Raw genomic sequence first — 13,929 nt, 5'->3', positions numbered from 1 at the left:
GTGTTGTTTGCGCCCGGGCTGTTGGGGGGGCAAGGCCGCCCGTGGCCGTCCGGTCAGCGCTCGACCTGGCGGACCTTCACCGACGTCGTCGACAAGGTCCCCTCGACCCAGATCTCGGCCCCCCGCGCGATGGGAACGGCACTCTTGGCCGCGTACTTAACCGGCTGGCCCGCGAGATACAGCAGCACCTCGCCATAGCCGTCGGCCGGGATCGCGGTGACCACGGAGCCCGAGGAGCCCACCAGGTCCTCGCTGCGCGGGGTGACGGCGGGCTCGCCCCGCATCAGGGCCCGGCTGAACCTCCAGGTCAGCCAGCCCGCCCCGGCACCCGCGCCGACGCCCACGGCGGTGGCGGGTCCGGCGCCGAGGCCCGTCGTCCCGAGCACGATCGCCCCGCCGAAGCCGAGCATCGAGATGAACCCGGCAATCACCGGCAACGACAGCAGCCCGTCGAACAGCCCGTCCAGCACCCCGGCCCCGTCGAACAGCCCTTCCAGCACCCCGTCGAAGACGAGCGCCAGGACGAGCAGAACGATCCCCGCGATGCCGAGACCGAGAAAGAAGGTCATGCGGTACACCTCCCCCGAGTCCCCCGTGCACGCCGACCACCTCGGCGTGCGGGGATCATCTCAGACGTGCGCCTTATCGCACATTGCTGTACTCCGGCAGTCTTTACGCCGTCTTGATGCCGGTTCCAGCCCATGCACCGGGCTCCGTCCGCGGGCCAGGATGGCGGGGCAGGAAACAAGGAGAGCACGGGGGAGCTACGGGGGACGGATACGGGCCCCGGTGCCGCGGTGTCGAGGGGGAAGACACCAGCACCGGGGCCCAGTCCTGCGCCCTGCTCCGGCAGTGAACCGCTCCCTGGCGGTCCACCCCAGCCGCGTATGCGTTAGAAAGGCGTCAACGGTTTGATGATGTATCCGGGGGCGCTGATGGCGGGGCGGGACGTACTCGAGGAGTATCTCGACGGCTTGGCCGTCATCCTCGCGGACGCCTCCGCGACCGGACGCCGGCTGACCCGCGACGAACTCGACTCCCGCCGGGCGCTGGGCGAACGGGCCGCCGAGGCCGGGTACGGGCTCCGCGCCCTCGTCGGCGCGCATCTTGCCGCCGCCCGCGTCCACTGGCCGGCCGCGGGCCTCGCCTCCACGGACAGCGTGCTCGCCGCCGTCGAGCAGATCGTCGACGCCTTCGCGGAAGGGTACGAGCGGGCCCAGCGTCAGGCCGTACGCCAAGAGGAGGCGGCGCGGCGGGAGTTCATCGACGACCTGCTGTACGGGCGCAGCGACCTGGGCCGGCTCGCCGAACGTGCCGAACGCTTCGGGCTGCGCCTCTCGCATGCACACGCCGTCGCCGTGGGGCAGGGCAGGGCCGGGTACGACGAGGGGGACGCCGTCTCCGGTGAGGTGGAGCGTGCGCTGATCGGCCGGTTCGGTGACCGCAGCATCCTCATGACCACCAAGGACGGGCGGCTGGTCTGCATCGCCCCCGGCGACCAGGACGACGTCCTCTCCTTCTTCGCCAAGCAGGCGTACGCCGCGACCGACGGCGGCCAGGTCGCCATCGGCCGCCCGCAGCCCGGGCCCGGCGGGGTCGTCCAGTCGTACGAGGAGGCCCTGAACGCCCTCGCCCTGGCCGAGCGCCTGGAACTCGACGCCCCCGTACTCCGCGCCGCCGACCTCCTCGTCTACCCCGTCCTCACCCGCGACCGCCAGGCCATGGCGGACCTGGTACTCAATGCCCTGGGCCCGCTGCGGCAGGCCCGCGGCGGAGCCCGGCCCCTCCTCGACACCCTCACCGAGTACTTCGCCGCGGGCTGCGTAGCCGCGGAGGCGGCCCGCCGGCTGTCGCTGAGCGTGCGGGCTCTCACGTACCGGCTGGACCGGATTCACCGGCTGACCGGCGCGAATCCGGCCGACCCGGTGCACCGGTACACGCTGCAGACGGCGGTGATCGGGGCGCGTCTGCTGGACTGGCCTGAAAAGGATTTCTGAGCAGGAGCCCTGAGGACGACGCCTGGGGGAGTCGTCGCCCGCAGCCCCGTACGGCAGGATTCGGGCCATGACCGAGCGAGCCACGACCGAGCGAGACCGCCCCATCCGCGTCCTGATCGCAGACGATCAGGACATGGTGCGTACCGGCTTCCGTTTCTTCCTGGACGCGCAGCCGGACATCACGGTGGTCGCCGAGGCGGCGGACGGGGAGCAGGCCGTCGCGCTGGCCCGTGAGGCCCGGCCGGACGTGTGCCTGTTCGACATCCGCATGCCGAAGATGGACGGTCTGGAGGCGACGCGGCTGCTGGCGGGCCCGGAGGTTCCGGACCCGATGCGGGTCGTCGTGGTCACCACCTTCGACCTCGACGAGTACGTCTACGGAGCCCTCCGCGGCGGAGCCTGCGGTTTCCTCCTCAAGGACTCCGGCCCCACGCTGCTCGCGGAGGCGGTACGTGCGGCCGCGGCGGGCGACTCCCTGGTCTCCCCCTCCGTCACGGTCCGCCTCCTCAAACACGTCACGGCCTCCACGGCGCCCCCCACACAGGCCGCACCACCCCCGGCTCGGCCCCAAGAACCGCTCACCGACCGCGAGTTGGACGTTGTACGCCTGGTCGCCCTGGGCCGCACCAACGCCGAGATCGCCGCCGACCTGTACGTCTCCCTCTCCACGGTCAAGACCCACCTGGCCAGCGTCCAACTCAAACTGGCCGCGAGGAACCGCGTCGAAATCGCGGCGTGGGCCTGGCAGACGGGCCACGCGACGGCCTCCGGCGGTTGAGCGGTCGGTTCAGTCCGCGATCTTCGTTGGGGCGTTCGGAGGCGAGCCGTGAGGCTCGTGGTCATGACGAAGACCAAGCGAAACGCAGCCCAGATCGCCGCCTCCGCCGTTGTCCTGGGGATCAGCGCACCGCTGACCGTGGCGTCCGGACTCAACCTCCGCTTCCCCCAAGGCACTTGAAGACTCCCTCGAGTGCACGAAGTGCGCGGGCACCGGCTGGGAGCGGCCCGGGCGGGATGTCTACTGCGACTGACGTCCGAGCCCGCGTCAGATGACCTTCGCGGTGCGGAGGTCTTCGATGGCCTCCGCGCTGTGCCCCAGTTCGCCCAGGATCCGCTCCGTGTGCTCCCCGACCGCGGGGACCGGGTCCATACGGGCGGGCGTGCCGGCCAGGTCCACCGGCGGCAACAGCGCCGGCACCGCCCCGCCGCCGGGAAGGCGCACGTCCTGCCACCGCCCGCGCGCGCCAAGAACGGGATGGGCGAGGAACTCCTCGACGTCATTGACCCCGGCGTTCGCGATCCCCGCCGAGTCCAGCAGCTTCGACACCTCGCCGCTGCCGGACCGGCGAAACCGCTCGGCGACGATCGCGTTGATCTCGTCGCGGTGCGCCACCCGGTCGGATCCGGTCGCGAAACGCGGGTCGTCGACGAGCTCCGGACGCTCCAGGAACCGCTCGCACAGCGAGACCCACTCGCGTTCGTTCTGGATCGAGAACAGCACGTCCTTGCCGTCGGCCGCGGTGAACGCGCCGTACGGGGCGATGGTGGCGTGCTGGGTGCCGATGCGGGGCGGCTGGGTTCCGCCGTGGCGTGTGTAGTAGGCGGGCTGGCTCATCCACTCGGCCAGCGCCTCGAAGAGGGAGACTTCCACGGCGCGGGCGACTCCGGTGGTCGCGCGGGTGTAGAGGGCGGTGAGGATGCCCGAGTACGCGTACATCCCCGCGGCGATATCGGCGACCGACACCCCCGCGCGGGCCGCTCCGTGCTCGTTCCCGGTCAGTGAGACCAGCCCGGTCTGGCACTGCACGAGCAGGTCGTAGGCCTTTCGGTCCGCCCACGGCCCGCTGCTCCCGTAACCGGTGATGGAGCAGGGGATGAGGGAGGAGTGCCGTTCGGCCAGGTGTTCCGCGCCGAATCCCAGCCTGGCGGCCGCACCCGGGGCGAGATTCTGTACGAACACATCGGCCCCGCCGAGCAGTTGCTCCAGGATCTCCCGCCCCTGTGCCGACTTCAGGTCGAGGGTGAGGGATTCCTTGGAGCGGTTGAGCCACACGAAGTAGCTGGATTCTCCGTCGACCGTGGTGTCGTACCGCCGGGCGAAGTCCCCCTCCCCCGGCCGTTCCACCTTGATGACCCGCGCCCCGAGATCGGCCAGCTGGCGCGTGGCGAAGGGGGCGGCCACGGCCTGCTCGACGCTCACGACGGTGACGCCGGTGAGCGGGAGTGGTGCGGGGTGGCCGGTCACGGGACGATCCTGTCCGGCGACTCGTCCGGCTGCCGGTCGGCGTCCGCGAGGCCCGGCAGCAGGCCGCACAGGGCCGCGCGCTGCTCGGGTCCGAGGGCACGGGTGACGGCGTCGGTGATGGCGTGCGCGAGAGGGGGCGAGGTGTCCTTCAGAAGCCGGCGCGCCTTCTCGGTGAGGGTCACTTCGATGCCGCGCCTGTCGCCGCAGACCGACCCTTTTGTGATGAGTCCGGCGTGCTGGAGGCAGGCGACCTGATACGTCAGCCGCGTCTTGGGGCGGCCCAGAAGTTCGGCGATGCGGGTCATCCGCAGCCCGCCTCCGGGCTGGTCGGCCAGCAGGCACACGATGAGGAACTCGTCGTGCGAGATCCCGAGGGCGTCCTTGACCCGGGAGCGCAACTGCTGCTCGACCGTTCCGGCCGCGGCCAGCAGATGCATCCAGGCGCGGAGCTCCCCCGGCAGCAGCCCGCTCTCGCCCGAGGGACCGCGCTCCTCCGAGGGATCGCGTTCGGGCAGGTCGGTGGGTGCGGTGGAGTCGGCCATGATGCTCCATCCTACCGGTTGTCCAAATTTGGATGACACGCTAACGTGTGACTGTCCAATTTTGGATAACTGCATTTGTGACCCAGCCATGCACGCCCCCGTCAGGAGAAACCTCATGTCCGTCGCAGTCGAAACCGGTCTCTGGCAGCTCGACCCCGCCCGCTCCACCGTCGCCGTCCGGCAGAAGACGATGTGGGGCATGGTCACCGTGAACGGCACCTTCGCGGGGATCACAGGCGAGGGCGAGGTCCGCCCCGACGGTTCCGCCAGTGGCACGGTGACTGTCGACGCCGCCTCCCTGGACACCAAGCACACCAAGCGCGACACGCATCTGCGCTCCGCCGATTTCTTCGACGTCGACCGGCACCCCGCCATCACCTTCGCCGTAAGCAGCTGCGTCCCGCGTACGGACGACACTGTCGAGGTCTCCGGCCGGCTGACCGTACGCGGCGTCAGCCGCCCGAAGTCCTTCACCGCCAGCGTCACCGACTCGACAGCCGACGCGGTCACCCTGGCCGCGGAACTGACCGTCGATCGCACCGAGTTCGGCATCTCCTGGAACCAGATGGGCATGATGCGCGGCCTGACCACCATCACCACCACCCTCCGCTTCGCCCGCGCGGCGGCGTGACGGGCAGGAGGGAGTAGGCAACCATTGCCCGCCCCGTGACGACCTGTGAGTGAACCCCCGTCCCCCACCGGGAGGAATCACCATGGGCAAGTACCTTGTGCGTCTGGTCGCCGTGTTGGCCGTGCTCGTTGCGGCGGCCGGCGCGTTCGCTCCCCGTACCGAGGCTGCCGAGGAGTGGGATCCGCCCGCGGATCTGGTGCAGCCGCTGGGTGAGGTGTGGAACCACGTCGAGTCGACCTATCCCGACCTGTACGGCTTCCGCAATTACGGGTGGGACCAGGTCATGGCCAACAAGGGCAGCGTCAACTACTGCGTTCGCTGGGAGTCCGACGCCCCCGTCAACGCCGCGTTGCGCGACCGGATCCACGGCGCGCTGAAGAAGCAGTTCGGGAAGTGGATGGCCGCCATGGTCGACGGCGGTACGGGGCACAACGCGTGGCCGTACACCGAGGTCCCCGTCAACATCGTCGGCTGGGCCGTCAAGGACCGCTCCACCCTCCAGTGGACCGACGACTCCGTCGACATCCACACCGGCGTCCTGGACGAGGGCGGAGCCCCGCAGTGCGCGCCCGACTGCGGCCGCTTCTTCCACCAGGACGGCGACTACTCGCAGTGCCCCGGCGGCCCTGCCCGCCACTACGACCAGTCACTGTGGCTGACCAAGGGGTTCCAGGGCGGGGCCGGCGGTGACTGGGGGCAGCGGGTCGGGCAGGAGTACTTCACCGGTGCCCTCGACCAGGAGAACATCCACATCTACCTGCACGAGGTCGGCCACACCTTCGGCCTCGACGACTTCTACGACTGGACCCCGACCGGCCAGTGCTGCTTCCTGATGAAGGCGGGCGGCGCCAGCCGGATCACGGAGTTCGACCAGTGGATGCTGCGCGATTTCTGGCGGCATCTGAAGAGCAGGTACGGCTACTAGAGGCGGACGGTGCCGCGGTCGTCAGCTGCCGGTGAGAGCGATGACCAGACAGATCACCGTACGCGTGCAGCTTTGCCCTTGCGTTCGGTCGAACTACTCGCCTTCGTGAACGAGTTCGATGTCGTGGCCGTCCAGGCCGCCGCCGGAGACGGTGACCGCGGTGGCCTTCGGCGGGTAGCCGGTGGCCATGACCGTGTAGGCGCCGCTGTTCAGGTCGGAGAAGGCGTACGCCCCGTCGACGCCGGTCGTCGTCGTGGCGACCACGTTGCCCGCGGCGTCCATCAGCGTGACCCGCGCGTTGCTCAGCGGAGCACCCGCGCCGAGCACCGTGCCCCGTACGTGCGCACCGGGGTGCAGCTCGACCTCGACCCGCGTGACCCCGGCGCCGATCTCGACGGGCAGGGCCAGCGGCCGGTGCTTGGCCGAGTTGACCGCGAGGGTGACCGTCCCCGGCACCAGGTCCGAGACGGTGAACTCGCCCATGGCGTCCGTCTCCCCACTGGCCAGCACACCCCCGTGGACATCGGTCACGATGACCACGGCCCCGGCGACCCGCACCCCGCTGTCCGCCGACCGCACCACCCCGGCAAGCCCGCTGGTGCCGCTCAGCAGGACGTCGTACGTCACCGGGGCATCCCCTACGACGACGGTCGAGGCTTGCGGCTGGTAGCCGTCGGCCGCGGCGATCAGGACGTACGAACCGGCGCCCGGCGCCTGCACACCGTACGAGCCGTCGCCCTGCGCGACCGCCTGGCCGAGCTGCCGCCCCTCGAGGGAGATCAGCGTCACCGCGGCACCGGAGACGGGCGCGCTCTCCGCCCCGCGGACATGGCCGCGGACGGGGACACCGCTCGCTCCGTCGTCGTCCAGTTTCCCCGCGTCCAGGGGCAGCCGGGGCCGCGGAAGGGTGACCGACGCGCTCGACGCGCCTGCCTCTGCGGTAGCGGGGATGGCCGGTGCGGTGGCGTCGTCCGTGTCCTCGTCCCCGGCGGGCGTCCCGGACATCCCGTCCGCCGGCGGTTGCCGCCGCGGAATGAACGAGGCGACGACGAAGGCGAGAAGGGCCGCGCCGACCCCGATGCCCAGGACCGCCCTGAAGCCGTCCTCGGAGGGGAGGGCGGTGGAGCCGAAGGTGGTGGTCATCTGCGCCAGGATGACCCCGGCGACCGCGCTGGCGACCGACGTACCGATGGACCGCATCAAGGTGTTGAGGCTGTTCGCGGCGCCCGTCTCGGACGCGGGCACGGCGCTCATGATCAGCGCGGGCATCGAACCGTACGTGAAGCCGATACCGGCGCCGATGACGCAGGACACCAGGATGAAGTGCCAGACCTCGTCCATCAGCACGATGTTCAGTCCGTAGCCGCCGGCCACGATCAGGGAGCCGATCATCAGCGTCACCTTCGGGCCCTTGGCCTTGGAGACGGCCGCGGACACCGGGGCCAGGGCCATCATCACCAGGCCGGACGGCGCCATGACCAGACCGGCGGCGAGCAGCGACCGGCCCAGACCGTATCCGGTCGCCTCAGGCAACTGCAGGAGCTGCGGAATGACGAGGGACATCGCGAACATCGCGAAGCCGACGGCTATCGAGGCGAGGTTGGTGAACAGCACCTGACGGCGCGCGGTGGTCCGCAGGTCGACCAGCGGTTCCTTGGTGCGCAGCTCGATCAGGCCCCACACCAGCAGGATCACGGCGGACGCACCGAACAGGCCGAGGGTGGTGCGGCTGTCCCAGCCCCAGTCCCCGCCCTTGGAGATCGCCAGCAACAGGCAGACCAGCCCCGCCGCCATCCCGATCGCGCCGATCAGGTCGAACCGCCCTCCGGTCCGCACCTGCGATTCCGGTACGAGGGCAGGTACGAGCAGCAGGGCGACGGCGCCCATGCCGGCCGAGGCCCAGAACAGCACGTGCCAGTCGAAGTTGTCGGCGATGAGCGCGGCGGCGGGCAGACCGAGGGCACCGCCGACGCCGAGCGATGCGCTCATCAGCGCGGTGGCGGAACCGAGCCGTTCGGCGGGCAGTTCGTCGCGCATGATGCTGATGCCGAGCGGGATGACACCGGAGGCCAGACCCTGGAGCGCACGCCCGACGATCATCGGGCCCAGAGAGTCGCTGAGCGCGGCCGTGATCGACCCGGCCACCAGCATGACCAGACTGACCAGCAGCATCCGGCGCTTGCCGTACATGTCGCCGAGCCGCCCCATCATCGGCGTAGCGACTGCGGCGGCGAGCAGGGTGGCGGTGACGGCCCAGGCGGTGTCGGACGCCGGTGCGTTCAGGAGGGTGGGCAGCTCTGGAACGATCGGGATGACAAGGGTCTGCATCAGCGAGACCACGATCCCGCCGAAGGCCAGCACCGCGACCACGACGTTCGGCCGCGGCGGGGCTGTCGCCCCGGTGGTGGCGGTGCGGGGTTGTGCGTGGGACATGGTCGGGCCTCCGGGTGGGCGGTCGGGTATGCGCGACGAAATAAAATGTAAGTACGTTGATTTAGTTAAGCAAGTTAAGCCTGCTCGGGGTGGGAGTGCTTGGTGAAGATCTGGGGCGGCGGTGCTTGTCGCGGAACCGCATGAGAAAAGCGGGACCCGTGACGGATCCCGCTTCTCGCCGAGCGTTTCGCTCACATGCCGCATTCCGGAACGTCCGGCAGCTTGTCGGCCGGGTGGTCGACGTAGTAGCTCGCCATCCAGCCGAGCATGTCGCCGCGCTCGACGAGCACCCACCACTCGTTGCCGCCGACGACCTGACCCTGGTTCTGGCAGACCGCCTCGAAGGGCTGGTTCGGCTGCAACTGCCCGACGACGCGCGGGCAGTTCGCGGTCGACGGGTTGTTGTCGCAGGTGGCGACGTCGTTCGGGTTGTCGCGGACGTTCACGTCCGTCGCCCAGACGGTGTAGGTGGCCTGGGCGCCCGTGTCGGCCGCCGTCGCGGGTCCGGCCCCGGCGACGGAACCCGCCACGAGCGCCGCGGCGGCTGCCGCCCCGGCAAGTGCGGTGCGTACCTTCATGTGCTTCTCCCCGTTGGTCGTCGGTCATTGGCCATGTGTGCCTCGCGCACGGGACACGACGGGGGAGGGCGCTTCGTATGACAGGGGTGGATGTGACGTGCGTCACTTTTCGATGAGAGAGGGCTCGTGGTCCGGCTGACCTTGACACAGCGGGGCCACAGGGGGTTCACCTGATTCTTGCGAGGGTGCCCCGGCGTTCACGCCGGGGAGGAATCGCAGCCCGTGACGGCGACGCGGAGTGTCGCCGTGTCCGGTCTCCTGGGGCGCGGAGCGCCCGCAAAGCCACAGGGGGAACTCTCGTGTGGGGTGGGGCGTTCGAGCGGAGAGAGTTCGGGAGCTGGGCTCGATCTGGTTCTCGACGCCTCCAAGTGCACTACCAGTTCGCTGAGTTGCCGAGTTCGCAGAGTTTCACCCCCACCTTCATGGAGGCCCGAAACCATGTCCCCGAACCAAGCCCGGCCGTCCCGGCGCACCGTTCTCGGCGGGGCCGCCGCCGCGCTCACGCTGGCCGCCGGTGCCGGCACGGCCAGTGCCGCCGCCGGAACCGTAAAGAGTGCGTGGCCGACCGAGTTCCCGCTCCCGAACGGCTGGCTGCCCGAGGGCATCACCATCGGCAGAAAGCCCTACGCCTACATGGGCTCCCGCGCGAACGGCGCCGTCTACCGCACCGACCTGCGCACCGGCAAGGGCGGCGTCCTCTTCGAGGGAGCCACCGGTACGGCGTCCATCGGGCTGAAGCTGGACCACGACGGTCTGCTCTACCTCGCCGGAGGCGCCGGCGGCACCGCGCGCATCGTCGACTCCCGCAGCGGCAAGCTCAAGGCCACGTACCAACTGACCGACAGCACCGCCACGTTCATCAACGACGTCATACTCCTCGGCGACCGCGCCTGGCTCACCGACTCCCGGAACGCCGTGCTGTACGGCGTACCCCGCGGCCGTGGTGGCGAGGTACGCAGTCTGCCGCTGGGCGGTGACTGGGTGCAGACGCCCGACGTGATCAACGCCAACGGCGTCGTCGACACCCCCGACGGCCGCGGTCTGATCGTCGTCAAGAGCACACCGGGCGAGCTCTACAACGTGAACATCAAGACGCGTGAGGCGAAGAAGATCGCGCTGGAGGGACAGGCCGATGTCGCAGGCGGCGACGGTCTGCTCCGTATAGGCAGCACGTTGTACGTCGTGCAGAACCGGCAGAACCTGATCAGTGTCTGGGACCTCGACTCGAAGGTCACCACGGCCACGCTGAAGCGGACGATCACCGATCCCCGGTTCGACGTGCCGACGACGGCCGCACGCTGGGGTGACCGGCTGTATCTCGTCAACGCCCGGTTCACCAGCCCTCAGACGCCCGAGACGACGTTCAACGGAGTTGCTGTTCCTGCCTAGTTCATACCGTCTGGTTCAAACCTGGTGTCGGCGGTCAGGCGCGGCGGCGTACGTCCTCCAGATAGTGGAGGACAGCGGCGACGCGCCTGTCCACCTGGTCGGTGGGGGACAGGTCGAGCTTGGCGAAGATGCTGCGGATGTGCTTGTGGACGGCGCCGTCCGTGACGACGAGGCGTTCGGCGATGGCGGAGTTGCCGAGGCCCTCGGCCATCAGGGCGAGTACGTCGCGTTCGCGGGGGCTGAGGCGTTCCAGGCGGGAGTCGTGGCGGCTTCGGGTGAAGAGCTGCGCGACGACCTCGGGGTCGATGGCGGTGCCTCCGGCCGCCACCCGCCGCAGGGCGTCCAGGAACTCCTCGACCCGCCCGACCCGTTCCTTCAGCAGATAACCGAGGCCGGTGACGCCGCCGGTGAGCAGTTCCGTGGCGAAGCTCTGCTCGACGTACGCGGACAGCACGAGCACGGCCAGGTCGGGCCGGCGGCGTCTGGCCTCGACCGCCGCGACGATGCCCTCGTCCGTGTGGGTCGGGGGCATCCGTACGTCGAGAATGGCGACGTCGGGCTTGTGTACGTCGATGGCGTCGAGGATCCCGTCGGGTGTACCGGCGGTGGCCACCACGTCGAGCGACTCCGCCCGCAGCAGCAGCGCGAGCCCTTCGCGCAGCAGTGGGTCGTCCTCGGCGATCACGATCCGCATGGGAGGTCCACCTCGAGGGTTGTGGGCCCGCCGGGCGGGCTGGTGAGGGTGAGGGTGCCGTCGTGGGCCGCTATGCGGCGGCGCATACCGGTCAGGCCCGAGCCGCCGGCTTCGTCCGCGCCGCCCCGGCCGTCGTCCTTGATCCGCAGGTGCAGTCGGCCGCCGTGGCTGCGGACGGTGACGGTGGCGTGCTGGGCCCGGCTGTGCTTGGCGATGTTGGTCAGGGCTTCGGCCACGATGAAGTAGGCGGTCGCCTCGACGGAGGCCGCGCACCTCGCGGGCGTCTCGACGTCGACGCGGCAGGGCACCGGGCAGTCCGCGGCCAGCCCGGCCAGCGCGCCTTCGAGTCCCCGGTCGTCCAGGACCGGAGGCAGGATGCTCCGGGAGACCGAACGCAGTTCGGCCAGCGCCCCCTCGGCGGCGCTCTGCGCGCGTTCGAGGAGTTCGTCGGCGCCCGCCGGGTCGCGGGCCACCATACGGCGGGCGGCGCCGAGCAGGACGGTGACGTTGACGATCCGGTTCTGGGTGCCGTCGTGCAACGACCGCTCGATACGGCGCAGTTCGGTCGCGTGGGCGTCGAGGGCGGCGGCCCGGGTGGCGGTCAGCTCCGCGACCCGTAGGGACAGGTCCGCGTCGGGTCCTGCCGCCAGCAGCCGGCGTCCCGGCCGCGCCTGCAACCGCGCCATGCCCGGTCCGAGCCCCACGAGGATGGCGATCCAGGCCAGGCCCAGCGGGGTCACGGCGAGGGCGTCCAGCCAGGTGTGCGCGGTCCCGAGCCCGATGGACGTGCTGTTCGCGTCCTCGGGTGCGAACGGCCACAGCAGCGGGAACGCGGTGTCGCGGATCGCGACGACCGGCAGCAGGACGCCGATCAGGCCCAGCAGCAGCCCCAGCGTCGCGTGCGTGGCCAGCCAGCCCAGCTCCCGCCGGGTGGTGGGGTCGGCAAGGGCCGGGCGCAGCCGGGTCGGTGCGGGGTCTGGACCGATCAGCTCCGGGCCCCACCGGGTGAGTCGGTCGCGTTCGCGGTCGGCGACGGCATGGAGGGCGCGCAGTGCGAAGGGCGCGATCAGCAGTCCCACTCCCACCAGGGAGGCCACGGCGATGACGGTCACCAGGAGGAGGACGATCAGCGCCAGTACGGCGGTACCGAATCCGCCGGCGAGTTTTTCGAGCGCGACGAGGGCGGCGCCGGCTGACCGGACAACGATGTCCCGGATACGGGTTCCTGGGGCGCCATCAGGCGCGTACCGCTGGCTCGACATGGAGTCCTCCTCGGGCAACGACCCTAAGGCGCTGATCAGTTGGCCGTCAGCTCAAGAGGTGAGAAGTACAGCCTGCTGTACCTCGAACCGGGCGGCAGGCGGGCTCGGCCGCGGGGGGTCGCGATTCATAGCGTCGGTGACCGACAGCGGAGCCCTCCGCAACCCCCGCAGCCCTCCGCGGCAGCCGGAACAGGAGCAGGAAAATGACCGACCCCTACCGCCTCACCACCGGCCCCGGGACACACACCGACACGTACTCCGAGACCGCCGGCGAGCCGCTCCCCGTCGTCACCGGGGCCGGAGTCGCGCGCACCGTCCTCTGGGCGCTGCTGGTGATCAGCGCGATCGGCAACATGGTGGCCTCGTACGCCGCCCTCGGTACGCCGGCGCACCTCGCCTGCGGCTCAATCACTGCCCTCTGCCTGACCGCACTGGTCGTTCAGCGCCTGCGGAGCCGTCGATGAGCAGGCTCCTGAAGGCGGTCGAGGCCTCCTCGGCGGCCCCGGACCACACCCCCGCCATCGCGCTGGCGCACCTCGGCAAGACGTATCCCGGGGGCGTACGCGCTCTCGACGACGTGTCCCTGACCGTCGAACGCGGCACCTTCCTTGCCGTGATGGGTCCTTCGGGGTCCGGCAAGAGCACGCTCATGCACTGTGCGGCGGGTCTGGACGCACCGACCGCGGGCAGCGTCCGTATCGACGGGCACGAGATCGCGGGCCTGAACGAGACCCGACGGACCGAACTGCGCCGAGAGCGCGTCGGCTTCGTGTTCCAGTCGTACAACCTGGTGCCCTCGCTCAGCGTCGCTGACAACATCACGCTGCCGCTGCGCCTCGCGGGCCGGGCCCCGGACCCGGAGTGGCTGCGGACGCTGATCGAGCGCGTCGGGATGGCCGACCGGCTGACGCACCGGCCTGCCGAACTCTCCGGCGGACAGCAGCAACGGGTCGCGATCGTACGGGCGTTGGTGGCCCGACCCGCCGTCGTGTTCGCCGACGAGCCGACCGGCGCACTGGACCTGCGCAGCGCCCACGAGGTCCTGAACCTGCTGCGTGACCTCGTCGACGAGCTACGCCAGACAGTGGTCATGGTCACCCACGACCCGGCCGCCGCCGCCCAGGCCCACCAGGCCCTGGTGATGGCCGACGGGCGGGTCGTGGACACGCTGCACACGCCCACCGCCGCCGATCTGGCCGCCCGTCTCGTCGCACTCGGAGAGGGCTGAAGGCC

14 protein-coding genes are annotated in these 13,929 nt (G+C 70.5%); 7 read left to right on the top strand and 7 right to left on the bottom strand.

Going from position 1 to position 13,929, the window contains the following annotated elements; translation table 11 throughout:
- Positions 1–53 precede the first annotated feature (53 nt).
- Entirely contained in the window at positions 54–569 is a 516-nt protein-coding gene (locus tag ACFYO0_RS13790) for a hypothetical protein (protein ID WP_388674537.1), read from the bottom strand.
- A 366-nt stretch (positions 570–935) separates the two neighbouring features.
- Here ACFYO0_RS13790 and ACFYO0_RS13785 point away from each other — a divergent pair, with 366 nt between their 5' ends.
- Entirely contained in the window at positions 936–1,997 is a 1,062-nt protein-coding gene (locus ACFYO0_RS13785; protein WP_388675432.1) for a PucR family transcriptional regulator, read from the top strand.
- Positions 1,998–2,064: 67 nt separating this feature from the next.
- Positions 2,065–2,775 carry a response regulator gene (locus ACFYO0_RS13780; protein ID WP_388674535.1) on the top strand — a complete coding sequence of 237 codons (711 nt, stop codon included), beginning with the start codon at positions 2,065–2,067 and terminating at the stop codon, positions 2,773–2,775.
- Between the two features lie 267 nt (positions 2,776–3,042).
- On the opposite strand, the gene ACFYO0_RS13775 is transcribed toward ACFYO0_RS13780, so the two are convergent.
- Together ACFYO0_RS13775 and ACFYO0_RS13770 are read right to left on the bottom strand one after the other, a co-directional pair.
- Entirely contained in the window at positions 3,043–4,242 is a 1,200-nt protein-coding gene (locus ACFYO0_RS13775; protein WP_388674533.1) for a CaiB/BaiF CoA transferase family protein, read from the bottom strand.
- Complete coding sequence (locus tag ACFYO0_RS13770; RefSeq protein ID WP_388674531.1) at positions 4,239–4,784, bottom strand: MarR family winged helix-turn-helix transcriptional regulator; 546 nt, start codon at positions 4,782–4,784, stop codon at positions 4,239–4,241. The genes ACFYO0_RS13775 and ACFYO0_RS13770 overlap by 4 nt, the downstream gene beginning before the upstream one ends.
- Positions 4,785–4,899: 115 nt before the next feature.
- Between ACFYO0_RS13770 and ACFYO0_RS13765 the strand changes: the two genes are divergently transcribed.
- Both ACFYO0_RS13765 and ACFYO0_RS13760 read left to right on the top strand, forming a co-directional pair.
- Positions 4,900–5,415 (top strand): YceI family protein, encoded by a 516-nt coding sequence (locus ACFYO0_RS13765; protein WP_388674529.1) that lies wholly within the window; start codon positions 4,900–4,902, stop codon positions 5,413–5,415.
- An 82-nt stretch (positions 5,416–5,497) separates the two neighbouring features.
- Complete coding sequence (locus ACFYO0_RS13760; RefSeq protein ID WP_388674527.1) at positions 5,498–6,340, top strand: hypothetical protein; 843 nt, start codon at positions 5,498–5,500, stop codon at positions 6,338–6,340.
- A 93-nt stretch (positions 6,341–6,433) separates the two neighbouring features.
- Here ACFYO0_RS13760 and ACFYO0_RS13755 read toward each other — a convergent pair whose 3' ends face one another.
- On the bottom strand, positions 6,434–8,773 hold the full coding sequence (locus tag ACFYO0_RS13755; protein WP_388674525.1) for an MFS transporter: 2,340 nt from the start codon (positions 8,771–8,773) through the stop codon (positions 6,434–6,436).
- A gap of 191 nt (positions 8,774–8,964) precedes the next feature.
- Entirely contained in the window at positions 8,965–9,351 is a 387-nt protein-coding gene (locus ACFYO0_RS13750; RefSeq protein WP_388674523.1) for a hypothetical protein, read from the bottom strand.
- Between the two features lie 438 nt (positions 9,352–9,789).
- Here ACFYO0_RS13750 and ACFYO0_RS13745 point away from each other — a divergent pair, with 438 nt between their 5' ends.
- Entirely contained in the window at positions 9,790–10,740 is a 951-nt protein-coding gene (locus ACFYO0_RS13745) for a superoxide dismutase (protein WP_388674521.1), read from the top strand.
- 34 nt (positions 10,741–10,774) lie between these two features.
- On the opposite strand, the gene ACFYO0_RS13740 is transcribed toward ACFYO0_RS13745, so the two are convergent.
- Both ACFYO0_RS13740 and ACFYO0_RS13735 read right to left on the bottom strand, forming a co-directional pair.
- The gene (locus tag ACFYO0_RS13740) at positions 10,775–11,434 is read right to left on the bottom strand and encodes a response regulator (protein WP_388674519.1); all 660 of its coding nucleotides are present in this window, start codon (positions 11,432–11,434) and stop codon (positions 10,775–10,777) included.
- The gene (locus ACFYO0_RS13735) at positions 11,422–12,696 is read right to left on the bottom strand and encodes a sensor histidine kinase (RefSeq protein WP_388674517.1); all 1,275 of its coding nucleotides are present in this window, start codon (positions 12,694–12,696) and stop codon (positions 11,422–11,424) included. The genes ACFYO0_RS13740 and ACFYO0_RS13735 overlap by 13 nt, the downstream gene beginning before the upstream one ends.
- Before the next feature lie 203 nt (positions 12,697–12,899).
- Here ACFYO0_RS13735 and ACFYO0_RS13730 point away from each other — a divergent pair, with 203 nt between their 5' ends.
- Positions 12,900–13,160, top strand: coding sequence for a hypothetical protein (locus ACFYO0_RS13730; RefSeq protein ID WP_388674515.1), 261 nt, complete (start codon positions 12,900–12,902; stop codon positions 13,158–13,160).
- Positions 13,157–13,924, top strand: coding sequence for an ABC transporter ATP-binding protein (locus ACFYO0_RS13725; RefSeq protein WP_388674513.1), 768 nt, complete (start codon positions 13,157–13,159; stop codon positions 13,922–13,924). The genes ACFYO0_RS13730 and ACFYO0_RS13725 overlap by 4 nt, the downstream gene beginning before the upstream one ends.
- The last annotated feature ends 5 nt before the right edge of the window (positions 13,925–13,929 follow it).

Origin of the sequence: Streptomyces sp. NPDC006365, from assembly GCF_042870755.1 — a bacterium.
Taxonomy (GTDB): Bacteria; Actinomycetota; Actinomycetes; order Streptomycetales; family Streptomycetaceae; genus Streptomyces; species Streptomyces xiangluensis.
Note: the sequence above shows the minus strand (reverse complement) of the source record. Positions and strands in the feature narration are given on the sequence as shown.